Source organism: Caballeronia sp. DA-9, from assembly GCF_051615025.1.
Lineage (GTDB): Bacteria > Pseudomonadota > Gammaproteobacteria > Burkholderiales > Burkholderiaceae > Caballeronia > Caballeronia sordidicola.
Map to the genome: position 1 here is coordinate 210,146 of NZ_CP195131.1, position 24,268 is coordinate 234,413.

The following is a 24,268-nucleotide window of genomic DNA, read 5'->3' on the forward strand; positions in this document are numbered from 1 at the left end:
ATGGAAAACCTGCGCTACGAATACCCCGCCACACGCCTCGTGCCGCAACGCGCGCATGTGGGTGTCGTTGGTTCGGGAGACCTGGAAATCCTGCTGTCGCCATCGGCAACGGATCGTGCGGAAGTCGTGATCCGCACGAGCGTCGACGGATATGAACATGTCTGGAAAAGTGTGCTCGACCGGTTTTTCTCACGATACGACGGCGCCGCCAAACTCGAATTGAACGACTTCGGCGCAACACCCGGCGTCGTGATGCTGCGGCTGGCCGAAGTAGTGGAAGCCAGCGAAGGAGTCACGCCATGAACGCTCACGACAGCTTTATTGCACGGCATAGTTTCATAGAACTGACGGCGCGCGAACGTGCTCGCGCGCTGCTCGATCCGGGCACGTCCCGCGAGTTACTCGGGCCGTTCGACCGGCTCGAGTCGCCATGGCTCGCGATGCAGAACGTAGTCTGCCAGTCCGACGACGGCGCGGTGATCGCGCGCGGAACGCTCGGCGGTGAACCTGCGGTCATTGCCGCGATCGAGCCTGCGTTTCAAGGCGGCAGCATTGGCGAAGTGTCGGGCGCGAAGATCGCGGCATCGCTTGAATTTGCATTGCGCGAGTTCGAAGCGGGCCGCGCGATACGCCCCGTGATCCTGTTCGAAACCGGTGGCGTGCGGCTGCAGGAAGCCAATCTCGGGCTCGCGGTGATCGCGGAGATCCAGGCGGCGATTGTCGCGTTGCGTCGCCATGTGCCGGTGGTCGGCGTGATCGGCGGGATGGTGGGATGCTTCGGCGGAATGTCGCTGGCCGCGGCCTTGTGCAGCTATCTCGTGATGACGCGCCAGGCGCGGCTTGGCATGAACGGACCGGAGGTGATCGAACAGGAAGCGGGCGTTGAAGAGCTCGATTCGCGTGACCGGAAGCTCATCTGGTCGATGATCGGCGGCGAGCAACGCGCGGCGGTCGGCCTTGTGGATACGCTCGTGGAAGACGATACGGATCAGGTCCGTGACGCGGTGCTGAGCGCATTCGAAAGTGGCCTGCCACAAAGTCACCGCACGGAACAAGTCGATAAACAACTCGAACGGCTTGCGCGCGTCGATCCATCGGCAATCGATCCCGCCGTGCTGCGCACGCTTTGGCAAGGAGACGCATGATGAGCGCCACACGCGGACAAATCTGGTTCAACGCGCTGACATCGCGTGAAGCTAACGACGATGGTCCGGTTCGCCGTGCCGACGCCGCGCTTGGCGATGCCACCGCGCGCTTTATCGCCATTGTTCCGGACCCGCACAACCGCTTCCCGCGCGCCACCGACAACGTGGTCGGACTGGAACAAGGCTGGCTGCTCGCGCGAGCGGTGCGCGAGGCAATGGACGCGGATCGCGAGGCAACGGTTAAGGGCCCAATCATTGCTATCGTCGATGTGAAAAGCCAGGCGTATGGCCGTCGCGAGGAGCTGCTTGGTGTCCATCTTGCGTGCGCGGCGGGCGTGGACGCCTATGCGAGCGCGCGGCTCGCCGGGCATCCGGTAATCGCGTTGATTGTCGGCCCCGCCATGTCGGGCGCGTTCCTCGCGCATGGTTATCAGGCGAACCGCATCGTCGCGCTGGACGCGAGCGGCATCAGCGTGCACGCAATGGGCAAGGAAGCGGCTGCGCGCGTCACACGCCGCAGCGTGGAGGGACTCGATGAACTCGGTGATCGCGTACTGCCGATGTCGTACAAGATGAGCGCGTATGCAAAGCTTGGGCTCTTGCATGAACTGATAGAAGGGATCAATGCCGATACCCCCACGCGCGAAGATGTGGCGCGCGTCCAGGCTTCGTTGATCGCGGCCGTGGACGATGCCCGCCGAGGTCCGAACGATCTCTCGTCACGCTTGCAATCGGCGGATGCAAAACGCATTCGTGCTGCGTCCATAGAAGTGCGCAAGCGCATGGCGGAGCAATGGGACGCGCCGTGAGCCCGCACGACTTGCTGCGGCTCGGACCAGACACGCCTGCTTTTGCGGATGCGCCTGCATGGGTTGCAGCTTCACTGGAACGCGCACCGTTCGTGGTGGTTCGTCGTGCGTACGATCTGGAGGGACGCATTGCAGTGGGAATTCGCGGTGCGGTGCGCAGCGAGCGTTTCGGTTCATGGATTGATCCGGTGCACGTTCGGGAAGTGCTCTCGCCTGAAGTCCTTCGCATGAAAAAGCCGTGCTCGACTCGCGCGGCGTTACCGGCGTTCCGCTTGCTCGGGACCATCATGCCTATTTGCGATTCCTTCGGATACGCGTGGGGACCCACGGGCAGCGTGGGCTTCGAACTGGCAAGCGGATGTCCGACGGTCACCGATACAAGCGATCTCGATCTTGTAATGCGCGCGCCTGAACCCTTAAGCCGTTCTATAGCAAAGAAGCTGTTCGATGCACTTTCGGCCACCGCTCTTGAACACAAAACACGCATCGACGTTCAGATCGAAACGTGCGAAGGCGCATTTTCTCTCGCTGAGTTTGCACGTTCCGGCGCACACGTCATGCTGCGATCAGCCGATGGCGTGAAGCTCGTCACCGATCCCTGGCAAGCGAGCCGCAGCACATGATCGCTTTCCTTTTTCCCGGCCAGGGCTCGCAGTTCGCGGGCTTCCTGCACACGCCCGGTGGAACTTCGCCGCATGCGCGGATTGCGTCGACTTTCGAAGAGGCATCGGACGTGTTGCATATGAACGTCCTTGACCTCGATAGCGCCGACGCATTGAGATCGACCATTGCCGTGCAGCTTGGTTTGTTTGTCGCCGGCGTTGCAACGGTGCGTGCGTTGCGCGATGAAGGCATCGCGCCGGATGCGGTCGCGGGGTTGTCGGTAGGCGCATACGGCGCAGCGGTTGCGGCGAACGCCATCAGTTTCGATGACGCTTTGAGGCTCCTGCACCTGCGCGCGCAATTAATGGAGCGCGCTTATCCGCAGGGCTATGGCATGCTTGCCATGTCGGGGCTTGGCGAGCGTGAAGTGGACGCCGTCATTGCCGGTACGCATGCGAAGGCTGCGTTCATCGCGAACCTCAACGCGCCACGGCAGATCGTGGTGGCCGGCGCCGATAACGACCTCGAACTGGTGCGCCAGGCTGCGCTTCGCGCAGGCGCGCGCAAAGCCGAGCGCCTGGCGGTAAGCGTGCCGTCGCACTGCGTGCTTCTCGACAGCGCAGCCCGCGAACTCACCGAAGCCGCAAGCAAGATCGCGTTCAATGCGCCGTCGATTCCGTACATCGGCAATCGCGGCGCGCGTCCGTTGCGGCAGGCCGAAGCGGTGCGCCTGGACCTCGCGACGAACCTGCGTTATCCCGTCCGGTGGCACGACTCCACCATCGTGCTGAGCGAACTCGGAATGCAGGTGTTCGTGGAAATGCCGCCGGGGCGCACGCTCACGCAACTCGCCGACGATGCCCTTCCGAATGTCGCGAAGGTCGCCGTGGAACAGACGTCGATCAGTTCGGCTGCGGCGCTGATCCGGGCACGCGCCGCCGGCTGATAACGGGCAATTCCAAACACGTCCGGCGACGCTGGAACGCGTTTTCCCGAATCATTTTTCATGCACCCGCTTGTTATAATCATTTCATTCGGCGAACATAATCTAACAACTCATGACTCGGTGCTGGCCGCGCGCCCTCACGTTCTCCCCAATGACCAAGAGCGAACGCCTCCGTATTCTTGCTGAAGCCTTGCGCGAACAAAGCGTCATGCGCCTTCGCGACGCCGCGACCTTGCTGGATGTATCGGAGATGACGGTGCGCCGCGACATTGCATCGAGTCCCGGGACCTTCACTTATCTTGGCGGTTATATCGTTCGCGCTTCGGACGTGCCCAATGGTTCGGGCTATACCATAGACGAAGAAAAGGATCACTTCGCGCAAGCCAAGGCGGACGCGTCGGCGGTTGCCGCGCGCTTGCTGGTGGACAGCGAGACCGTCTTCATCGACTGCGGCACGACGCTCACTACCTTGGCGCGGCTGATTCCCGCGGAAATGCATCTGACGGTCGTGTGTTATTCGCTGAATGTGGCCGAGATTCTGCGGCGCAAGCCGAACGTCCGGATGATCTTGCTGGGCGGCGTTTATGCGCCGTCATCGGATTCGTTTTCCAGCGATGAAAGCATCGAAACGCTCAAGCGGATGGGGATCAACAAGGCGTTCATATCGGCGGGCGGCGTGGACGAAACGCGCGGCGTGACGTGCTGGAATTTCCACGAGGTGGCGATCAAGCAGGCGGCAATGGAGAGTGCTGTTGAAAGACATCTTGTTGTCGACGCCAGCAAGCTGGGGAAGGTCAAGGCGCTGCGGTTCTCGCAACTGGAACAGTTCGATGCCGTGATTACGGAGACGGGGATGAGCTGGAGGAAGTGATGGTGAAATGGCCCATCCAGATGCAGGCCGTCACCATTCCGATAAGTACGTCACCGCACTTTGCTGTCCTCCATGCTGGCGTCAGCGCGCCGGCGAAGGCTGATTCGCTCTACGGTGCTCATATGCTCAACGCCCCACGCGCAAAGCGGCGCTAAAGCCGCAGCCAGAGACCGCCCAAAATCAGTGAGGGAATATTCCACCTTCGGCGGAATCTCCTTAAAGTCGATTCGCTCGATCACTTCGTCCATCTGCAGTTCTTTCAATTGCTGAATCAGCACCTTGTCGCTGACGCCGCCCACCGCACGCTTCAGTTCGCCATAGCGATGCACGCCATGGGCGAGATGAAACAGGATCAAGGGTTTCCATTTCGCGCCAAGCACCGCTAAAGCGGCGTCCAGCCCGCACGTAAAGCTCATCGTCGACATTTCTGATACTCCAGCCGAGGTACTTACCAAAAGATAAATACTGTTCAAATTGTTTGCTCAAGTCTACTCTTCCCTACTTGATTCCTCAGGAGGTGATTATGAGCAGGCTCGATGGAAAAATTGCCGTGGTGACGGGCGGCAATAGCGGCATTGGACTGGCGGCGGCTACGCGCTTCGCGGCGGAAGGTGCGAAGGTGGTTATCGTCGGCCGTCGAAAGGAGGCGCTGGATCAGGCGCTCAAGACAATCGGACAGGGTGCGACATCGATCCAGGGAGATATCTCCAGACTCGAGGACCTCGATCGCATCTTTGCCACGATCAAGTCGGAGCACGGCCGAATCGATGTCCTGTTCGCCAATGCGGGATTGGGCGACATGCAGCCCCTTGGGGCCATTACCGAGGCGTCGTTCGACCGGACCTTCGGCGTCAACGTGAAGGGGACGCTGTTCACGGTTCAGAAGGCGCTGCCGCTGATGACGGCGGGCGGGTCGATCATCCTCACCGGCTCGACCACCGGTTCAAAGGGCACGCCGGCTTTCAGCGTGTATAGCGCGACCAAGGCTGCCATTCGCAACCTTGCGCGAAGCTGGGCGCTGGATCTGAAGGGCACCGGCATCCGCGTGAACGTGCTGTCTCCCGGGGCAACCGCCACGCCGGGCTTGCTCGATGGTCTTGTTCCGCCGAGCGATCAGGAAGCGATGATTGCCGGTCTGACCGCGCAGACGCCGCTCGGACGCATCGGGAAGCCGGAAGAAACCGCCGCTGCCGCGCTGTTCCTCGCATCCGACGAAAGCAGCTTCATGACCGGAAGCGAGTTGTTTGTCGATGGCGGCATGGCTCAGGTTTAAGGAAGTTTGCAGCCGCGGCGCCGCGTCAGGCGCGCACCTTGTCGCCGCGCGGCGTCAAGAAAGCGAGCGCGGCCGCGACAACGAACAGCGCAGGCACATCGCCGAATAAATGGCCGAGATGGTGCGCCCCGTCCGCTTCGACGCCGAAGGATTGCACCGCCATGATCGTGCCGTGCACGACGTTCGACCACACCGTGAACCAGATCAGACTCAGATGCTTCATCGGATCACGCGACGCAATCAGCAGAAACACGCCGAGCGTCGCGTATATCCCCACGATCATCAGCGGATAGTCGGAATGGCCGCTGTGCCACGTCCAGCCGGACGGCCACAGGATCATTAACGGCCAGATCGCGAATACGGCGATCAGACCGACGACAATCAAGGCGATGCGCAAGGCAGCGAGTCGTTGTGTGTCGTTCATGACGGTCTCCTTGGGGCGGCGTGCCTGCCGCATACATTACACCTGTATGCGGCCGTTTTTTTCGGAGTACCCCGCGCCGCTTTTCCGTATCCGCCTGTTACTCGCCACTTTCTCCGCGCTCAAAAATTGGCGTGGACGTTGACGAACGCGCTCAACGATTCACCCTCGTACGCTCCCGCGGCATTCGCCGCCACGAAGTAACGCCGGTCCGTCAGATTGTGAACGTTGAGATCGATTCCCCATTTGGGCGCTTCATAGCCAATTGCAGCATTCGCGATCACATACGACGGAATGGAATTGACGTTCGTGATATCGCTATAGGTCTTGCTGACATAGTTGACACCCGCGCCGACATGGAATCCTGGCACGCCCGCGATGGAAAAATTGTACGTAGTCCACAAGTTCGCGATGTACGCCGGTGCGCCCTGAGGATGATTGCCGACCGACGTAATACCTTGCGGATTGTCCGTGATCTTCGCCTGTTGCGCCGTGAAATTGGCTATAACATGCCATTGCGACGTGAGGCTCGCGTCCAGAGAAGCTTCCGCGCCTTTCGTGCGTTGACTGTCGAAGACGACGCTTTCGATATTGTTTATGGTTGTCAGAGACGCCACGTTGTCGCGCTTTACGTCGAATAGCGCCGTGTTCAGGACGTACCTGTCATCGAGAAACGAAAACTTGATGCCTGCTTCGTATTGCAGCGCGGATTCCGGGGCGCCAATGCCATTTTGCGTATTCTCGGAGTTGAAGTTAGCGAGATGGCTCTTCGAGATGCCAAAGTACGGCGACATCCACGGCAGTACCTTGTACAGCACGCCGACGTTCCAGCTCACCGGCGCGTCGTTGCGCGTGTTGGTCATGCCGGCCACGAGCGGGTCTCCCTGCGTGTCGAACCGTCCAGGCACCGTGATGTTCGGCGTCAACGACGTGTCCCACCAATCCTTGCGTACGCCCGCGCGGATTTTCAGCTTGTCGGTGACGTCGATCTGATCGGTTGCATAAACGCTGTAGTAATTGGCGAGCAGATGATCGTTGTCGCACGAGTGCTTGGCGTCGCAGAGAAACGTCAGCCCGGCCAGCGAAGTCTCCGGTGGCACCGGGGCGAATGCATTCGGAATGTTCGGCAGATCCGCCGTGCTGCGTTCGGTATCGATGGTCTGGTGCTGATACTCGAAGCCCGTCAGCAACGTGTGCTTGACGCTGCCGGTCGCGAAGCGCCACACCGGCTCCAACTGATAGTCGATGCTGTTATCCGAATCATCCTGCTGGCGCAGTTGCCTGCCGACCACTTGATTGCCGCTCACCTTCGTACTCGTGCTGTCGCCGTTGCCCAGCACGTCGAGGCTGCGGTGCAAATACGAGAAGCGGTTGTTGATGGTCAGGAAGTCGTTGACCTTCCACTCGTCGGTAAGCGTCGGGCGAACGTAGTTGCCGCGAGCGAACGCAAACGGCGTCGAATATTTCGCGTCGCGCGATACGCCCGTAATGGGCGATCCATTGAAATAGATCAGGCCGTACGAGTCGGGCGTTTCGTGAATGTCTCGCGCATCGATTGAGAAATTGATCTTGTGATTGTCGAGCTTCCATTCGAACGCCGGGCGGATTTCCTCATCGCGGCTGGCCAGATCACGGAATCCATCGGAGCGCGATACCGTTGCGTCGACGCGATAGTTCAAGCCCGAAATTCCGGTCGGTCCCGTCACATAACCGCTACCGCCGATGGTGCCAAACGAACCCGACTGCACATTGCCGCCAAAATGGAAATCGGAGGACGGCGTGTAGTGGACGATATTGATCGTGCCTCCCGGGGGCCCGCTGCCGAACAGCGCCGAGCCGGGACCTTCCAGAACTTCGATGCGCTCCACGCCATTCAGCGAATGCGAGATGCCGCCCAGCAAGTCGCCGTCGGAGAACCCGTCGTTATAGATCTGCGCGTTCAGGCCGCGGACCAGGAAGTGATCGTAATAGCCCTTGGTATCCTGACCGCCGACGTTCACGCCGCTGGCATTGCTGACGCCTTGACGCAGCATGGTCGCGCCTTGCTCGGTCAGGAGCGCGCGCGGAATCACCTGCACGCTCGCGGGCAAGTCCTTGAGCGCGGTTCCCGTCTTGCTTACACCCGTGATCTGGCTGGGGTCGTTCACGTTATCGTTCTGAGCCAGCCCGGATGTTGCACGGACCTGTACGGGCGGCAATGTCGGCGCTTCAACCGCGTTGCCTGTCTTGTTGCCGGATGGCGGCGTCTCCTGAGCCGCTGCCGGATGGGCCAGCGTCAGTGCAACGAGTGACCCGGCCAAGCCCGCGCTTGCCTTTTTTCCGAACCTTCGGACATCGATTTTCTTCACGTTCCATTCTCCTGTTTTGCGTGGTGCCGGTTGTCATGTCGTATGCGAGCGCAGGGTTTGCAGTCCAAGGCTGATAAGGCCGTGCTCAGGCTTAATCTGTAAATGCAAATCGTTACGATTTATATTCAAAAAAAAGCCGAAATTAGCCCTTCTTATTCACGTTTGCACCGTTTCTTCGCGAAGTTCGATACAGAATTCAACGCGCCTTTCGGCTTCCCTGATATCGATGGACAAACGCGAAAGCGAACTCTGCCAGCCCCCTTTCAACGAACCGGTCACACATTTATTCCGGCGCGCTCAAGCGCATTCATTACGAGTTGTTACAAGCCTGCGAGCGCTACCCCGTTGCAAGGAGATCAATGGATTGTCATGAAGTTGTCGCGGCGTCTAACGGGGTGTTTGGCCCGGGAGCATAAAAATGCCCGCTTTCCCGTTCACAGGACGAAAACCGTGAACCCAGCCGTTACCCAGTTTCGCAAGGCATGGACTGCAAGAGTCGCTAAAAACGGGTGCCCGTCTCTCGCATCCTCAATCGCAAATACCGATGCAAGCACCAGTCCGATAAGAAATGTCATGCACATATACAGCGTGCTGTAGTTGTGGCCTGACGCAAAGAATGCGGCAGATACCACGATCGCCATTCCGGTGGGAAAACGGAGCTTTTCTAAAAGTCGAATGCAAGCCCATTGCGTTATTGCCGTCTCAAGCAGCGGCGCCAATAAGCAGCCAAGCAAAAGAATCCTGAGGAGATCGTTCTTTCCCCAGCCGGGGCCGCCGAACGGCGTTCCTGGATGAAAGACAGCAAAGGCTATCGTTGGAATGGCGGCAACATAGGTACACACGAACGCGAGCAGAACCAGCTTTACCGGGGGCAGTCCAGTCAACCACTTCACGGCTGTTTGGTATGTCGCGATGCGCATTGTTTTTCTTTGGACCAGGAGAACACGCCTCACCCACGCCCGGATGCCGACGCGAGATAGATGCGAACGAGTTCACGGATTTCCGTCAGGAGCATGGCTCGAATGGCGGGCTCTTCGTTCGCGGTATTGACCACGCCCTTGAGTGTGTGAAGCAGCACGACCGACATGAGCTTCGCCTTGGCCGGGCTCAAGCCGGGAATCGCCCGGCGCAGTATGTCCGCCACGCCCCCGCGCATCACTTCGCGAAACCGCGCGCGTTCGTCAGCGCTGGCCCCACGCGCATCTACCAGGGAATTTGCGAAGCTGCGCTGCGATTGCAGCACAAGCATGAAGTCGACAAACGCATCGGCCACGCTTTCAAGCGGCAACTCCGACACCTGCTGCGCCATCTCGGCAAGTCCATTCTTGACGTGAAGCGCGTAACGAAGCAGCAGCGCGTCGGCGAGCGACTCCTTTGACGGAAAGAATCGATAAAGCGAGCCGATCGCCGTCCCGGAGCGGGCAGCGATCTCGGTCATGGTCGCCGCGTCATAACCTTTCTCCGTGAACACCTGAACCCCAGCCTCCATGATCGCGGCAACGCGCAGGCGGCCCTTTTCTCCTTTGGGTTCGGATCCACGAGCGGCGTCTGAAATCTGTTTGGGCAAGTTCATCCTGGCTAACCGATATGCGAAGTTTTGAGAGCATTTCCTCTCATTTTACTACATCGCATGGAGCTTAATGCATTGGGGCCGAATTGGTTCTTTACAGTCATCGTTGACATATGCGAGGGCATCCTCTACTATTTTTGCGAGGATATCCTCGCAAAAAGTGATTGACCCGCCGCTTGCCCTCGCCGATCTCACACACACTCGCCAGTCATGACTCATGAAACGCTTCGCCGGTCTTCAGGATGGATCGAGGAATCAACGCCGGCCTTCCAGTGGGCCGCGCTCATCGTTCTCTCTGTCGGCTTTGGCGCCGTTCTCATCTGGCTTGGCGTGCCAGCGGCCATGTTGATCGGACCTCTGCTTGCCGGGATCGTCATTAGCGGCAACGGCGGAAAACTCCGGCTCACGCCGCGCGCTTTCGTCCCGGTCCAAGGGCTTATCGGCTGCATGATCGCCGGAATGCTGCCGTCGTCGACCGTAGGCGAATTCGGTGTTCACTGGCCCGTTTTTGCCGCCGGCGTTCTTTCCGTGATCGTGGCCAGCGGCGTGCTCGGTTGGCTGCTGGTCCGCATGCGCGTCCTTCCGGGCACTACCGCGTTATGGGGCGTCAGCCCGGGCGCGGCAACCATCATGACGCTAATGGCCGAGGCTTACGACGCGGACGCGCAACTGGTGGCCGTCATGCAATACCTGCGGGTCCTGATGGTGGCGGCGGTCGCCTCCGTCGTGGCCAAGGTAAGCGGCGTGGGGCCGCACCATGTCGCGCCAGCGATCATCTGGTTTCCCGCGCTCGCCTGGTTGCCGCTGACCAAGACGCTCGCCCTCGCGGTGCTTGGATCGCTTCTCGGACGGCGGCTGCGAATCCCCATGGGTCCGATGCTGGTCACGCTCGTTGCCGGCGTCGTCCTGGTGCGTCACGGCTGGCTCACGATTGAACTGCCGCACTGGTTGCTGGCCGTGGCCTATGCGTTCGTGGGCTGGAGGATTGGCTTGAGATTCACGCGTGCGCTTCTTGCGCACGCAGCGAGGGCGCTGCCCCGGATCATCGCGTGCTCGTTGGCCCTGATTGCAGTGTGCGGCGGGATTGGGGCAGCGCTCGTCGCCGTGGCCGGCGTTGACCCGCTGACCGCGTATCTGGCGACAAGTCCCGGAGGCGCGGATTCGGTCGCGATCATCGCGGCGTCGAGCAACGTGGATGTGCGCTTCGTGATGGCCATGCAGATGGCGCGCTTTGTGGCCGTGCTGGCCATCAGTCCTCTGGCCGCCCGATTCCTCGCGCGGCGCACTGCGGTGAAGGCAGATACCGCCGGACCCGAAGACACTCGAAGTTGTTGAACGCATCAGCGACGTTTTTATTTTCTACTACCATCGAGGTAATCACATGCAGCATGTTTGGGCGTTTTTCGTCGGGGCGCTTGTGTGCAATTGCGTCCCGCATCTGGCTTCCGGCTTGCAGGGACTTGCTTTCCCTACTCCGTTTGCCCGGCCAAGAGGCGTGGGTAATTCCCCGCCGCTCGTCAACGTAATCTGGGGATTCGCCAATCTCGCCATCGCCTTCCTGATCGCGGCGCACAACGCGAACTCGCTGGACATGGGCCCGGATGCCGCAGCGGGACTTGCCGGGGGACTCGCCATCGGGATCTACCTGTCGCTTCATTTTGGCAAGGTTCAGCGAAACCGGCGAGCGGACTGAAAGCAGTCAGCATCATCGGAAACGAGACGTCACTATTCCCCGGCGAGGAATAGTGAATGCGCAGCCGCTCCCCTATATTCCCGCTCTTCGCGCGGCCATAATTCCAGACAGCCAACCTCGTCCGTCCGGGAATCCATGCGCCTGCTTCATGTCGTCGCGTCGCCACGCGCCGAGCGTTCCGCTTCGCTCGATGTCGCTCAAAGCCTTATTGGGCATTGGCACGATCTTTATCCGCAAGGCGAGGTGGATACGCTCGATGTCTGGCGCACCGAGTTGCCGCCCTTCGACGGCCCGGCGCTGGGTGCGAAATATGCCGGCATCGAAGGCACGCCGTTGAGCGCCGAACAAGACCGCGCATGGCGGCAGATTGGACAACTTGCCGAACGCTTCCGACACGCCGATGTCATCGTCATCAGCACGCCGATGTGGAATTTCGGCATTCCGTACCGGCTCAAGCACCTGATCGACGCGGTATCGCAGAAGGACCTGCTGTTCACATTCGATGGAAAAAACCTCACCGGCCTGCTTGCCGGCAAACGGCTCATCGTGATTGCGGCGAGAGGCGCGCCGCTCGGCGGCGATTACCCCGAAGCGGACTTCGACCATCAGGTTGCGTATCTGCGGACCTGGGGCCGGATGGCAGGCATCACCCGCTTCGAGCCGATCACGGTGGAAGGGACGCTGCTCGGCCACCAAGCAGATCAACAGGGCCGTCGCGCCGCGCGCGCGAAGGCCGCCGAACTCATCGCGCAGCCCTGATACACCGGCCGCGGCTGCCAACCAAAGGAGAGATACATGATGGAAAAACGCACACTTGGAAAAAGCGGGCTCGAAGTATCGGCGCTCGGACTCGGCTGCATGGGAATGAGCTGGGCCTATGGCGCCGCGGGCGACAGGAAGGAAATGATCACGCTAATCCGCGATGCGGTCAGCCTTGGCGTCACATTCTTCGATACAGCCGAGGTCTACGGCCCCAAAGTCAACGAGGAACTGGTCGGCGAAGCGCTGGAACCCGTGCGCGACCAGGTCGTGATCGCGACCAAGTTCGGCTTCGAACTCGATCCGTCGGGCGGCCCGCTGCCCGTCGGCGTCAACAGCCGCCCCGAGCACATCAAGCAGGTAGCGGACGCAGCGCTCAAACGGCTGCGCACGGACCACATCGATCTTTTCTACCAGCATCGTGTCGATCCGAACGTGCCGATCGAAGACGTTGCGGGCGCAGTCGCCGATCTCGTCAAGGCGGGCAAGGTGAAGCACTTCGGGCTTTCCGAGGCGAGCGTGGCGACGATACGCCGGGCGCACGCGGTGCATCCGGTCGCGGCCGTGCAGACCGAATACTCCCTTTGGACCCGCGATCCGGAAGCGCAACTGCTTGGTGCGCTCGAGGAACTGGGTATCGGCTTTGTCGCGTACAGCCCGCTCGGCCGCGGCTTTCTGGCGGGTGCATTCAAGCGCGGTGAGGCGCTGGCATCGGACGATCTGCGCCGCCGCCATCCGCGCTTCCAGCCCGACGCGATGCAAAAGAACCTTTCGCTGGTCGAAAGCCTGACCGACATTGCCAACGGCAAAGGCATCACCCCAGGCCAGCTTGCGCTTGCATGGGTGCTCGCCCAGAAGCCGTGGATCACGGCAATTCCCGGCACACGCAAACGCGCGCGTCTTGAAGAGAACATCGCGTCGGCCAGCGTGAAGCTCACATCAGCCGACCGCGAGGCGATAGACGCCGCCATCGCGGCGCATGCGGTGCAAGGCAAGCGCTACGGCGACAACGAAATGTCGATGCTCAACCTATAACCGCCGCATGCATATGGCGCGCCCGAAGCCACGCGAGGCTTCGGGCGCGTCGCTCACCCATCCTGCGAAGAACGCTGCTCGATCACATCAGGCGATCGAATAGCCGCCGTCGGCGACCAGCGAATGTCCCGACACATAGCTCGAATCATCCGATGCCAGGAACGCCACGATAGTGGCCATCTCCTCCGCTGAACCCCAGCGCCCGGCCGGCGTGCCGGCGGCAAACGATTGCTGTGCTTCCACCGAAGGCCAGATGCCCCGATGATGAAAAGGCGTCTCGATCAGGCCTGGGCACAGCGCGTTCACGCGCACGCCGCGGCGAAACCATTCAATTGATGCAGTCTTCGTCATGCCGATCACCGCGTGCTTGCTCGCGATATACACCGACGCATTTTCGAAGCCGATCACGCCGCCCATCGACGCGTTATTGATGATGCTTCCCGAACCCTGCCTGAGCATGACCTCGGCTTCGTACTTCATTGCGTTCAGCACGCCGCGCACGTTGGGCTCGAAGACCATGTCAAAGCGTTCGGCATCCTGTTCCAGGAGCGGCGCGAACACGCCCTCGGTGCCCGCGTTGTTGAAGGCGACGTCGAGCCGTCCATAGGTCGACACCGCGAAGTCCACCATGTTCCTGAGATCCTCTTCCTTCGACACATCGACCGTGATGGCCGCGGCATCACCATGCGCGGCGGTTATTTCCTGAACTACCTGGTCAAGCTCATCGCGGCGACGGGCCGCGACCACCACCTTCGCGCCGCGCCGGGCCAGCTCCAGCGCGGTCGCGCGCCCAATACCGGAACTTGCCCCGCTGACGAGCGCTACCTTGCCTTCGAGCTGACGTTGTGTTGCCGTGACTGCGTTCATGCCTTCATCCCTCCTTGCTGTGACGTTGCCGCCGATTGACCAAGTGAGCGTGCGGTGTATCGATGAATGCGCCCCACGCTTGAAGGGAAGTATGGAGAGATAGAAGATGGATTTAAATGGAACAATCAGGCATTTAAAATTCCTAAAAGAGGAATTAATCGGCGTCGCTTGACCCTGAATCCTTACGCCATGAAAATCCGGACCGGGAACAATAAAGCCGGCCTCGTTCTTCTCCTCGGAATAATGGACACCTTCGACCGATGCTCAACCGACTTGAAATCCTGAAGATTTTCGCCGCTGCGTCAACGTCGCCAACATTTCGCGAGGCGGCGCGACGGCTTGGCGTTTCGCCTCAGGTCGTCACGCGCGCGGTGCGCGAACTGGAACAGTCATTGGGCGAGACGCTGTTTCACCGCAGTACCCGGAACATCCAGATCACCGCATTCGGCCAGTCGTTCGCGCTCAAGGCACAAGCGGCGCTGGGCGCGGTCAACGGTCTTTTCGACCCGAGCGCGGTCGGCTCGGACGAAGCGGCCGGCACGGTCAGGATCACCGCGCCAGGCGGACTGGGACGGCGCTACGTCCAGCCGCAACTCACCGACCTCATGACGCGCCATCCGGGTCTCGTGCTCGACCTGAGGCTGTCCGATACGCCGTCCGCCGTTGTCGACGAACAGATCGACATTGGCGTGCGGGCCGGCGTGATGGGCGACAACCGCTTTGTCGCTCGCGTGATTGGACCGTTGCCAATCTGGGTGGTCGGGTCTCCCGCGTTGATCGAGCGGATAGGTGAGCCGAAGAATTTGAAGGATCTGGAAGCCATGCCGGTCACGAGCCTGATCGATCGCACGAACGGCCGGCCCTGGCCATGGATTTTCCGGGGCGAGCGGCATTTCCTGCCGCAATCGCCCGCGTTCGTGACAGACGATACCGAGGTCGAAATCGAGGCAGCATGCGCGGGTATCGGCTTTAGCCAATGCACCGAATATCTGGTGAGGCCGTATGTGGAAAGCGGCCGATTGGTGCGAATACTGCGGCGCTTCGAGCCCGAGCCATGGAAGCTGCATGTGTACCGGCCGCAGCGCGGCCCCGTGCCGAAACGGATCCGGCTGGTGTTCGACGAACTGGTCCGAAAACTTCCGTACGCCACGCAGCGCGACTGACGTCGCGATTATCGCGGGCGCATGGCCAGCGTTGCCTTTACCTTGCCTTTCTTCCCAATGCAAACAACGTCCCGGCCACGAGAATAAATGCGCCGATAATCACCTTCTGCCAGGTGCTCGGCACGCCGACGAGAATCAGCACGCTATTAATGAGCGTAACGAGCACCACGCCGAGCAGCGTCCCGACAACGGTTCCCGTGCCACCCGTAATCCTCGCGCCGCCCAGAATCACGGCGGCAATGACATCGAGTTCAGTTCCGACGAGATCAAACGGATTCGCCAGCCGATTGGTTGATACATGCAGGATTCCGGCAATTCCCGCCAGCATTCCGGTGTAGCCGAACACGAACAAGTGAATCGCGCGCAGGTTGTACCCGAGCCGCTCGGCAATCGGCAAGCTTCCGCCCATTGCATAGACGCCGCGTCCCATCATTGTCCGATTCAGCAGCCACCATGTCACGACCGCTGCCACAAAGAGCGCAATCACCGACACCGGCAACACCGCCCGAAGTCCGTCGTTCGTGTGATAGAAAAACAGCGGCAGACGCCCGAAGCTATCCATGCTGTGCGGAATGTTCATGAAGAACTGCGTCCCCACGAACGTCAGCAGCAAACCGCGATACAAATACTGCGTGCCAATGGTCACGATCAACGAAGGCGCTTTCAGCCGATGCACGAGCACGCCATTGATCAGTCCCAGCAACACGCCGCCCAGCGCGCCACACAGCAGGATCAGCGCAAACGGCGCATCCGGCCACCATGCGAACACGGCCTTGGTGATGGAGTACATCGTGAAAGCGGCGATTGCGGTGAACGATACATCGATACCGCCCGACGCCAGCACCACCAGCGTCCCCAGCGCAAAAAGCGAGACCGTCGTACCGGAATGCAGCAAGTCGAAGACCGTCGCGAACTGGAAGAAGCGCGGATTGAGCGTGCCGACTACCAGGCACGTGACAATGATCAACCCAAGCGTGAACCACTCCGGGTTACGCACCAGACGCGCTGTAAAGCTCAACTGCCGCACTTGCGGCGCGACGTCGGCCAGCGGCGCCTTGACCTGCGATGTCTGAGCAACGCGATGAATTGACTCGCTCATGCTGCCTCTGAAAGTAGTGCGTGGTAAAGATCGGCCTCGGTCAACTGCTCCGCCCGGTATTCGTTCGAAACGCGGCCTTTCTTCATCATCAGGATTCGATCGGAATTCTGCAGCAGCTCGGGCAGGTCATCGCTGATCAGGATGATGCCAATGCCCTCTTGCGCGAGCCGCTGCATGATGCGGTAAATGATGTCCTTCGATCCCACGTCCACGCCAACGGTTGGCCCATGCAGGATCAGTACGCGCGGATCGATGGCGAGCCATCGGCCGATCAACACGCGCTGCTGGTTGCCGCCCGAAAGCGATTGCACGGGTTTGTCGACGTCCGGCGTCGCGATCTGCAAGTCCTTCACCGTGCGCTCGGCAAGCTCGCGCGCACGCTTCCTGTCCACTTGCCCGAAGCGGTCGCGCAAGCTCGATATCAACGCGGTGATGACGTTGTCGCGGATGGATTTATCGAGGAACAGGCCTTCGTTCAGGCGGTCTTCCGGCACGTAGCCAATGCGTTGCCACTTCGCGTCCGAAGGTGTTTTCAGCCTTACGACGGAACCGTCAAGCGTGACAGTGCCGCTATCCGCGGGCGCGACGCCGGCCAGCGCCCGCGCGAGTTCGTTGCGCCCCGAATCCAGCAAGCCGGTCACGCCGAGAATCTCTCCGCGATGCAGCGAGAACGTGACATCGGCGAACTGGCCCGAACGCGACAAGCCCTTGACGTCCAGCACGGTGTCGCGCCCATCTGCGACCCCGGCCTTCCGATACCGCTCGTTCGATAGCTGCTTGCCCGTCATCAACTCGCCGATCTGCGCCTTCGTATAATTTTCGATCGGACCTTGCGCCATCTTCTGGCCGTCGCGCAGCACGATCACTTCGCCGCCAATGGCGTAGCACTCGTCGAGCTTGTGGCTCACGAACAGCACCGCGACGCCATCGGCGCGCAGCTTCGCGAGCACTGCGATCAGGTTATCGACTTCCTTTTGCGTGAGCGATGTCGTGGGTTCATCCATGATCACGAACTTCGCTTCGCTCGCAATCGCGCGCGCGATCGCCACGAGTTGCCGCGTTGCCAGCGGCAATTGTTCTACCAGCGTCGCCTGAAAGTCGGCGTCGCCGGGAAGACCCACGGCTTCGAGCGCGCGTGCGGCCGTGCGTGCGAGCGCCCGGCGATCGAAAGTCCGCGCAAGCCGGCCGCCATGTTCAGCGAGTTCCGAAGTCAAACCCACGTTCTCCGCCACGCTCATGTTCGGCAGCAGCGAAAGATCCTGATACACGGTCTCGATACCCGCCGACAACGCTTCCAGCGGCGCCAGCCGCGCATGCCGCACGCCTTCGATCACAAGCTCGCCCTGATCGGGCGGCTGCGCGCCCGAGATGATCTTGATCAGCGTGCTCTTGCCGCAGCCGTTCTCGCCGAGCAGGTGATAGATCTGCCCACGCTCGAACGCGAGGCTCACGCCACGCAGCGCATAGACGCCGGTAAAGCGTTTATGGATATCGACGACTTCGAGAAGCGGGACTGTACTCATCATTGAACCTTCAACCCTTTCAAGCTTCTTGACGACAGCGCGCATGGTTCCTTTCGGGACGCCATGCACGCCTTGCATGCGGTCGGCTGCGATCAGAACGGGTACTGCTTGTAGTTGGTCTTGTCGACGTCGACCCAGCCGGTGCCGCGCACGATGATGCCCTTGCCCGGCCCCTTGCTCACCGTGACCTTGTTATAGCCAACGATACCCAGGTCCGAGCCGTTCGCAACCGTCTTGCCATCCACGAGCATCTTCGCGATCTTGTTCATTGCCTCGCCCGCGAGCTTCGGGTCCCAGAAGGCGATGCCGTTGATCGCGCCGCTTTCGAGGAACTTGCCCGCTTCCGTTGGCAGGCCGGTGCCATACACGCAGATCTTGCCGACCTTGCCCGCCTCTTCCACCGCGCGGCCAATGCCGATCACATCCAGCGACGACGACCCTTGAAAGCCCGTCAAATCCGGGTGCTTGCGCAGCACTTCCTTTGCAACCTGATACGCGCGTTCGCCGTCGTTATTGGTTTCGAGTTTCGGCTCGACCAGATCCATCTTCGGATACTTCTGCTTTGCATTGCCAATACCGCCGTCCGCCCATTGAACCTGCGAACGGCTGCCAAGCGAGCCAACGAGCACCGCCCACTTGCCTTGCGAACCCATGCACTTCGCGAGACGTTCGTTCAGACCCGCGCCGTACGCGGTGTTATCGAAGGCTTCGATATCGACCATGGTGTTCTTGGCGTTGTCCGCTTCATGCGTCACGACCTTGATGCCGCGATCCATCGCTTTCTTGAGCGCGGGTTCGAGCGTTGGCGGATCGTACGGAACCACCGCAATAGCGGTGACCTTCTTCGCAATCAGGTCTTCGATGATCTTCAGTTGCTGCGCCGCGTCCGCACGTCCCGGACCCGTTTGATACGCGTTCACGCCAGGATTGTCCTTGGCGAATTCCTTCACGCCGTCGTCCATGCGATTGAACCAGTTGATGCCCGTGACCTTCACCACCGTGACGATGGTTTCATTGGTCGCGGCTTGCGCGGCGGCAATGATGCCGCCAGTCAGCGTGACAGCGGCGAGCGCGATGGCAATACGATTGAGTTTCATGCGTTTGTCTCCGTTATGGTTCGTATGTGCAGCACATGAGATGAAGCGAAAGTCATGCAGCGGGTGGTTTTGGCACCTTCGTTACGGGCGTCGCGCCGCCCAATCCGAAGATCGCGCGAACGCGTTCGCCACCGGCCAGCGCCAGCGACGCCAGCAGCAGAAAACCCCAGGCGCAATCGCCGAAGAACTGCGATACACCCAGCAAATTGAAGAGGCTCGACAAAAACTGCAGCACGGTTGCGGCGAGGAACACGCACACAATGCGCCCATAACCGCCCGCAGGATTCACGCCGCCCATCACGGCGATCAGGATTGCGATCAGCAAGTACGAGTTGCCGTAATCCCACTTCGCGCTTGACGTATGTGTCGCGCTGATCAGTCCGGCAAGCGACGCCAGCACGCCACACATGCCATACGTCACGATCAGCATGCGGTCGCGCGGAATGCCGGCGTAGAACGCGGCCTTCGGGTTCGTGCCCATCAGGTAGAGCCGCAAGCCGAACGGCGTGCGCTTCAACAGCCAGCCGAGCAGCAACACGGTCGCCACAAAGATCCACAGCGATATGGGCACTTGCAGGAACGTGCCATTGCCGATTGCCGAAAGCGCATCGAGATATTCCACGCGCACCGACGCGCCGTTGCTCAACACCACGGCAATGCCCGTGAACAACAACGACGTGCCGAGCGTGCATAGAATCGGCGTGAGCTTCAGCCGCGCGATGATCACGCCGTTCATCAAGCCGCCGATCAATCCGAGCGACACGGTGATCGCGCAGAAGACAGCCGTATAGAGCACGGGTGAATCGTCGGCGGAAATGAACATGGGCAGCACCAGCGCCGCGACCATGCCGGAAAGATTGGCGAGCGCGACACCCGACAGGTCAATGCCGCCATTGCCCGATACCATCGAGAGCATGATGCCGAGCGCGAGCAAGCCAAGCTCGGGCAACTGGCTTCCCATCGACTGGAGGTTGTCGATATCGACGAACTGTCCGTGCGATAAAACCGTCGCAACGATCACGACCAGCAGGTTTACCGCGACCAGGAAATTCAGTTGCCGGTCGGCGAGCCATTCGGCGAGCCATTTCGATGCAGACATTCGGGCGCTCCTCCGTTCAGGAATGTTGAGCTTGTTCGCCGAGCACGGCGTGAATCTCGGCGAGCTTCGGCATGGACGGCGCAGTACCGGCGCGCGTCACCGACAGGCTCGCGAGCGCGCAGCCGAAACGTACTGCATCGAGCGCACTTTCGCCGCGTGCGAGCGCCGCCGCGAAACCGCCGGTAAAGCCGTCGCCCGCGCCCGCCGTTTCCACGACACGGCCGCAATTGAACGCCGGCACCAGCACCGATTCCTCGGGCGTATGCAGCAACGCGCCCGCTTCGCCAAGCGTCACGATCACCGCTTTCACGCCTTTGCCAAGCAATACATCGGCGGCTTTGCGTGCGTCGTCCACGCAAGAGATGGCTACGCCCGTAAGCGCCGTCGCTTCGGTTTCATTCGGCGTGATGTAGTCGCACAGCGGGAAGATGCCGTCATCTAGCGGGAACGCCGGTGCTGGATTGAACACGGTCGTCACACCATGCCGATGCGCGATTTCCAGCCCGCGCCGCGCCGCCTCAACGGGTTGTTCGAGCTGCGTGACGAAGACAGCGGCGGACGCTATGTCCGCCTCGATGGCGTCCACGTCTTCCGGGCACAAATGTCCGGCAGCCCCGGACGCCACGATGATCGCGTTGCCGCCCGTGACGTCGTCCACGAAGATATGCGCCGCGCCCGTGGCCACGCCCGGCGTTGCTGTGGCACGCGCGGTGATGCCTTCGGCGGCCCACGTCGAGCGCGCAATCTCGCCGAACGCGTCCGCGCCCAGGCGCGTGCAGAAGATCACGTTGGCGCCCGCGCGCGCCGCTGCGACCGCCTGATTCGAACCCTTGCCGCCGGGCCCCATCGCGAAAGCCGATCCGGCAATGGTCTCGCCCAGCAGCGGCATGCGCGCGGCGCGAAACGTCAGGTCCGTCACGTAGATGCCGAGAATGACGACGCTGCGGCTCATTTGGCGTTCCCCGAAGGCGCGTCGGGCGCAAGGTTCACGCCCTTTTTGAAGATGAAGCAGCCATAGCCGCGCGCTTCGCCGGTCGCGATCACGCAATACGCTTTCTTCGCACGCTCATAGAACGCGAAGCGTTCGACAGAAGCAAACGGCGTGGCACGGCCTTCGGCCGCATCGACTTCGCTCTGTGCTTCGCGTTGCACGGCGGGAAGCGCGTTTGCGTCGCCGACGACTTCCATGCGCTCGGCGGGATGATCGACAAAACTGTCCAGCGGAAATACCGACAACACCGCGCGGATCGCGCGCGGCGCATCCACGCCGTCGAGTCGCAGCACGTGGCCGAGAGCGGTCTGGCGCGCGACGGAATCCGCCGGGAAATTGGCATCGCAGATCACGACTTCGTCACCGTGGCCCATTGCGCAAAGCGCATGCAGGATGTCGGCGTTCAGCAGCGGATCGAGATTCTTGAGCATTGTGTCTCCTTCAGTTGAGCGGCCTCGCTGTCGTGCGAGGTCAAGCGCTCACGATTCTATTTCTTCTGCTTCTACTGCGGATTCGCCCTCGGTGCGGCCGGGTCAGGACTCAGTCGCCATAGGGAATCCAGATGTTCTTCACCTGCACGGCTTGCCGCAGGAACGGCAAGCCTTCCGCCACGTTCGAATCGAACCAGTCGAATACGCGGCCATGATCCACGAACGTGCGCTTCAGGTTGCCAACGGACTCACGTTCCACCATCGCCGATACATCCGCGCCGCCGAACGACCAGAGCGCGTCGACATCGTCATGCTTCGCGAGCGTCGAGGCCAGCGGCTTGCGCTCGCCCGTGACGATGTTCAGCGCGCCCGCCGGCACGTCCGACGTCTCGACCACCTGATAAAAATCCGTCGCCATCAGCGGGCAAGTTTCGCTCGGCACGGCCACCACGCGATTGCCCAATGCAAGCGCCGGCGCAATCAGCGAAACGAGGCCCAGCAGCGGCGCTTCGTCCGGACACACCACGCCGATCACGCCGAGCGGTTCGTGCATTGCGAGCGCCACGCCTTTGAGCGGCGGCGAATGCACTGCGCCGTCGAACTTGTCGGCCCACGCGCCGTAAGTGAACAACCGCGTGATCGATGCCTCGACTTCGCGCGCGGCAAGCGCCGAAGACACACCGGTTCGCGCCACGAGTTGCCGCGCGAATTCGTCCGAACGCGCCGACAGGTTTTCCGCGAGGTAATACAGCACTTGCGCGCGGTTGTGCGTGCTCGCTTGCGACCACTTTCCTGCGCCGCGCGCGGCAGCCACCGCATTGCGTACATCCTTGCGGCTGCCCTCGCCGACCTCGCCCACGATATTGCCCGACGGCGCATGCACGAGCCGCGTATAACCGCTATCCGGCCGCACCTGCTTCCCGCCGATAAACAATTTCGCCGTGCGATCCAGCGCGCTGACGTTGCTTTCCGAAGCAGGACCAGAAGCGGACACGGACGCGGCGGCCTGCGCAGAAGCAGCAGTGCGGACGGCCAGCTTAGACCACGCACGCGGCTTCAGATACTCGTAAATCCCCTCGCGTCCGCCTTCGCGACCGAAGCCCGATTCGCGATATCCGCCGAAGCCCACGCCCGCGTCGAAGAGATTGGTCGCGTTGATCCAGACCACGCCGCATTCCAGACGCGGTGCAATATCGAGTGCGCGCCCAATGGTCTCGCTCCATACGCTCGCGGCGAGCCCGTAGCGCGAATGATTCGCCAGCGCGACGGCTTCGTCGGGCGTGCGAAAACTCATGGTTACGAGCACGGGCCCGAAGATTTCGTCTTGCGCCAGCGTGGAAGACGGCGCGACATTCGTCACGAGTGTCGGCGGATAGAACGCGCCTTCATCCGGCATCCGCACGCCTTTGGGCTGATGAATCTCGCAGCCTTCCTCAACCCCGCGCGCCACCAGCGACTGAATGCGTTCGAGCTGAACCGTATCGACAATCGCGCCCATGTCGATGCCCTTGTCCAGCGACGGCCCCACGCGCAGCGTATCCATGCGGCGCTTCAGCTTGTCGATGAACCGCTTTTCCACGCCTTCCTGCACGAGCAGCCGCGAACCCGCGCAACATACTTGTCCCTGGTTGAACCAGATCGCATCGACGACACCTTCCACCGCGCTGTCGAGATCGGCGTCATCGAACACAATGAACGGCGACTTGCCGCCCAGTTCCAGCGTCAGCGATTTGCCCGAGCCCGCGGTCGCCACGCGAATCTGCTTGCCGACTTCGGTAGAACCCGTGAACGCAATCTTCGCCACACGCGGATGCTCGACCAGCGCGGCGCCCGTGCGGCCGTCGCCCGTGACCACGTTCAGCACGCCCGCGGGCAAACCCGCGCGCGCCGCCAGTTCGGCGAACAGCAACGCGGTGAGCGGCGTGTATTCGGCCGGCTTCAGCACCACGCAATTGCCGAGCGCAAGCGCGGGCGCGATCTTCCACGAGAGCATCAGCAGCGGAAAATTCCACGGCACGATCTGGCCGATCACACCCAGCGGCGCCCACTCGGCGAACTCGCGGTCCTGCAATTGCGCCCAACCCGCGTGATGCAGGAAATGCCTTGCCACAAGCGGTATGTCGATGTCGCGCGACTCGCGGATCGGCTTGCCGTTATCGAGCGATTCGAGCACGGAAAAGAGCCGCGCATTGCGCTGGACCATCCGCGACAACGCATACAGATGACGCGCGCGGCCCGCGCCGCCCAGCGCCTGCCACGCAGGCAACGCACGTTCGGCGGCATCGACCGCCGCATCGACATCGGCCTGATCGCCTTGTGCAATGCTTGCAAGCAACCGCCCGGTAGCGGGTTCCGTGGAGTCGAAGCGCTCGCCGGCTGACGGCTCGCGAAACGCGCCATCGATGAAATGACCCAAGCCGTTCGCATGCTGGTCCAGCCACGCGCGCGCGGCGCCATCGTCTTCCGGTGCAGGTCCGTAATCCATCGAGGAGAAGTAGTCGGCTACGCTCATTGGGAGCTCATGT

At 61.3% G+C, this 24,268-nt stretch carries 25 protein-coding genes; 12 read left to right on the forward strand and 13 right to left on the reverse strand.

Features of this window, described 5'->3' with window-relative positions; all coding sequences use genetic code 11:
- The 6 genes from ACRWA7_RS00925 to ACRWA7_RS00950 all read left to right on the forward strand — a co-directional run bounded on the left by ACRWA7_RS00925 (position 1) and on the right by ACRWA7_RS00950 (position 4,374).
- Complete coding sequence (locus tag ACRWA7_RS00925; protein WP_438390678.1) at positions 1–303, forward strand: malonate decarboxylase subunit delta; 303 nt, start codon at positions 1–3, stop codon at positions 301–303.
- The gene (locus ACRWA7_RS00930) at positions 300–1,145 is read left to right on the forward strand and encodes a biotin-independent malonate decarboxylase subunit beta (RefSeq protein ID WP_060856540.1); all 846 of its coding nucleotides are present in this window, start codon (positions 300–302) and stop codon (positions 1,143–1,145) included. The genes ACRWA7_RS00925 and ACRWA7_RS00930 overlap by 4 nt, the downstream gene beginning before the upstream one ends.
- Positions 1,145–1,954, forward strand: a complete 810-nt coding sequence (gene mdcE, locus ACRWA7_RS00935; protein ID WP_438390679.1) for a biotin-independent malonate decarboxylase subunit gamma — start codon at positions 1,145–1,147, stop codon at positions 1,952–1,954. Before ACRWA7_RS00930 ends, mdcE begins: the two co-directional genes overlap by 1 nt.
- Positions 1,951–2,577 carry a malonate decarboxylase holo-ACP synthase gene (locus ACRWA7_RS00940; protein ID WP_438390680.1) on the forward strand — a complete coding sequence of 209 codons (627 nt, stop codon included), beginning with the start codon at positions 1,951–1,953 and terminating at the stop codon, positions 2,575–2,577. Before mdcE ends, ACRWA7_RS00940 begins: the two co-directional genes overlap by 4 nt.
- Positions 2,574–3,503 (forward strand): malonate decarboxylase subunit epsilon, encoded by a 930-nt coding sequence (mdcH, locus tag ACRWA7_RS00945; protein ID WP_438390681.1) that lies wholly within the window; start codon positions 2,574–2,576, stop codon positions 3,501–3,503. The genes ACRWA7_RS00940 and mdcH overlap by 4 nt, the downstream gene beginning before the upstream one ends.
- Positions 3,504–3,654: 151 nt before the next feature.
- A complete protein-coding gene (locus tag ACRWA7_RS00950; protein ID WP_438390682.1) occupies positions 3,655–4,374 on the forward strand; it encodes a DeoR family transcriptional regulator in 720 nt (239 codons plus the stop codon).
- A gap of 50 nt (positions 4,375–4,424) precedes the next feature.
- On the opposite strand, the gene ACRWA7_RS00955 is transcribed toward ACRWA7_RS00950, so the two are convergent.
- Entirely contained in the window at positions 4,425–4,799 is a 375-nt protein-coding gene (locus ACRWA7_RS00955) for a winged helix-turn-helix transcriptional regulator (protein WP_060856535.1), read from the reverse strand.
- Positions 4,800–4,897: 98 nt separating this feature from the next.
- Here ACRWA7_RS00955 and ACRWA7_RS00960 point away from each other — a divergent pair, with 98 nt between their 5' ends.
- Complete coding sequence (locus ACRWA7_RS00960; RefSeq protein ID WP_438390683.1) at positions 4,898–5,647, forward strand: SDR family NAD(P)-dependent oxidoreductase; 750 nt, start codon at positions 4,898–4,900, stop codon at positions 5,645–5,647.
- A 25-nt stretch (positions 5,648–5,672) separates the two neighbouring features.
- Here ACRWA7_RS00960 and ACRWA7_RS00965 read toward each other — a convergent pair whose 3' ends face one another.
- The 4 genes from ACRWA7_RS00965 to ACRWA7_RS00980 form a co-directional block, all read right to left on the reverse strand.
- Positions 5,673–6,071, reverse strand: coding sequence for a DUF6632 domain-containing protein (locus ACRWA7_RS00965; protein WP_438390684.1), 399 nt, complete (start codon positions 6,069–6,071; stop codon positions 5,673–5,675).
- A gap of 119 nt (positions 6,072–6,190) precedes the next feature.
- Positions 6,191–8,416, reverse strand: coding sequence for a TonB-dependent receptor (locus ACRWA7_RS00970; protein ID WP_438390685.1), 2,226 nt, complete (start codon positions 8,414–8,416; stop codon positions 6,191–6,193).
- Between the two features lie 434 nt (positions 8,417–8,850).
- Positions 8,851–9,336: a CPBP family glutamic-type intramembrane protease gene (locus ACRWA7_RS00975; RefSeq protein ID WP_438390686.1), complete on the reverse strand. Its 486-nt coding sequence runs from the start codon at positions 9,334–9,336 to the stop codon at positions 8,851–8,853.
- 29 nt (positions 9,337–9,365) lie between these two features.
- The gene (locus ACRWA7_RS00980) at positions 9,366–9,989 is read right to left on the reverse strand and encodes a TetR/AcrR family transcriptional regulator (protein WP_060856531.1); all 624 of its coding nucleotides are present in this window, start codon (positions 9,987–9,989) and stop codon (positions 9,366–9,368) included.
- Between the two features lie 207 nt (positions 9,990–10,196).
- Here ACRWA7_RS00980 and ACRWA7_RS00985 point away from each other — a divergent pair, with 207 nt between their 5' ends.
- The 4 genes from ACRWA7_RS00985 (at position 10,197) to ACRWA7_RS01000 (ending at position 13,473) form a co-directional block, all read left to right on the forward strand.
- Positions 10,197–11,321, forward strand: a complete 1,125-nt coding sequence (locus ACRWA7_RS00985) for an AbrB family transcriptional regulator (RefSeq protein ID WP_438390687.1) — start codon at positions 10,197–10,199, stop codon at positions 11,319–11,321.
- Positions 11,322–11,367: 46 nt separating this feature from the next.
- Positions 11,368–11,679, forward strand: a complete 312-nt coding sequence (locus tag ACRWA7_RS00990) for a hypothetical protein (protein WP_060856529.1) — start codon at positions 11,368–11,370, stop codon at positions 11,677–11,679.
- A 135-nt stretch (positions 11,680–11,814) separates the two neighbouring features.
- Entirely contained in the window at positions 11,815–12,438 is a 624-nt protein-coding gene (locus ACRWA7_RS00995) for an FMN-dependent NADH-azoreductase (protein WP_438390688.1), read from the forward strand.
- Positions 12,439–12,477: 39 nt separating this feature from the next.
- The gene (locus ACRWA7_RS01000) at positions 12,478–13,473 is read left to right on the forward strand and encodes an aldo/keto reductase (RefSeq protein ID WP_438391020.1); all 996 of its coding nucleotides are present in this window, start codon (positions 12,478–12,480) and stop codon (positions 13,471–13,473) included.
- Between the two features lie 87 nt (positions 13,474–13,560).
- On the opposite strand, the gene ACRWA7_RS01005 is transcribed toward ACRWA7_RS01000, so the two are convergent.
- Positions 13,561–14,340: an SDR family NAD(P)-dependent oxidoreductase gene (locus ACRWA7_RS01005; RefSeq protein ID WP_438390689.1), complete on the reverse strand. Its 780-nt coding sequence runs from the start codon at positions 14,338–14,340 to the stop codon at positions 13,561–13,563.
- A gap of 260 nt (positions 14,341–14,600) precedes the next feature.
- Here ACRWA7_RS01005 and ACRWA7_RS01010 point away from each other — a divergent pair, with 260 nt between their 5' ends.
- The gene (locus tag ACRWA7_RS01010) at positions 14,601–15,503 is read left to right on the forward strand and encodes a LysR family transcriptional regulator (RefSeq protein WP_438390690.1); all 903 of its coding nucleotides are present in this window, start codon (positions 14,601–14,603) and stop codon (positions 15,501–15,503) included.
- Positions 15,504–15,540: 37 nt separating this feature from the next.
- Here ACRWA7_RS01010 and ACRWA7_RS01015 read toward each other — a convergent pair whose 3' ends face one another.
- The 7 genes from ACRWA7_RS01015 to ACRWA7_RS01045 all read right to left on the reverse strand — a co-directional run bounded on the left by ACRWA7_RS01015 (position 15,541) and on the right by ACRWA7_RS01045 (position 24,255).
- Positions 15,541–16,602 (reverse strand): ABC transporter permease, encoded by a 1,062-nt coding sequence (locus ACRWA7_RS01015; RefSeq protein WP_060856525.1) that lies wholly within the window; start codon positions 16,600–16,602, stop codon positions 15,541–15,543.
- Positions 16,599–18,128 (reverse strand): sugar ABC transporter ATP-binding protein, encoded by a 1,530-nt coding sequence (locus tag ACRWA7_RS01020; protein WP_438390691.1) that lies wholly within the window; start codon positions 18,126–18,128, stop codon positions 16,599–16,601. Before ACRWA7_RS01020 ends, ACRWA7_RS01015 begins: the two co-directional genes overlap by 4 nt.
- Positions 18,129–18,217: 89 nt before the next feature.
- Positions 18,218–19,222, reverse strand: coding sequence for an autoinducer 2 ABC transporter substrate-binding protein (locus ACRWA7_RS01025; RefSeq protein ID WP_060856524.1), 1,005 nt, complete (start codon positions 19,220–19,222; stop codon positions 18,218–18,220).
- A gap of 52 nt (positions 19,223–19,274) precedes the next feature.
- Complete coding sequence (locus ACRWA7_RS01030; RefSeq protein WP_438390692.1) at positions 19,275–20,321, reverse strand: ABC transporter permease; 1,047 nt, start codon at positions 20,319–20,321, stop codon at positions 19,275–19,277.
- A gap of 16 nt (positions 20,322–20,337) precedes the next feature.
- Positions 20,338–21,273, reverse strand: a complete 936-nt coding sequence (gene rbsK / locus ACRWA7_RS01035) for a ribokinase (protein ID WP_060856522.1) — start codon at positions 21,271–21,273, stop codon at positions 20,338–20,340.
- The gene (locus ACRWA7_RS01040; protein WP_438390693.1) at positions 21,270–21,743 is read right to left on the reverse strand and encodes an RbsD/FucU family protein; all 474 of its coding nucleotides are present in this window, start codon (positions 21,741–21,743) and stop codon (positions 21,270–21,272) included. Before ACRWA7_RS01040 ends, rbsK begins: the two co-directional genes overlap by 4 nt.
- Before the next feature lie 109 nt (positions 21,744–21,852).
- On the reverse strand, positions 21,853–24,255 hold the full coding sequence (locus tag ACRWA7_RS01045; protein ID WP_438390694.1) for an aldehyde dehydrogenase family protein: 2,403 nt from the start codon (positions 24,253–24,255) through the stop codon (positions 21,853–21,855).
- Between the last annotated feature and the right edge of the window lie 13 nt (positions 24,256–24,268).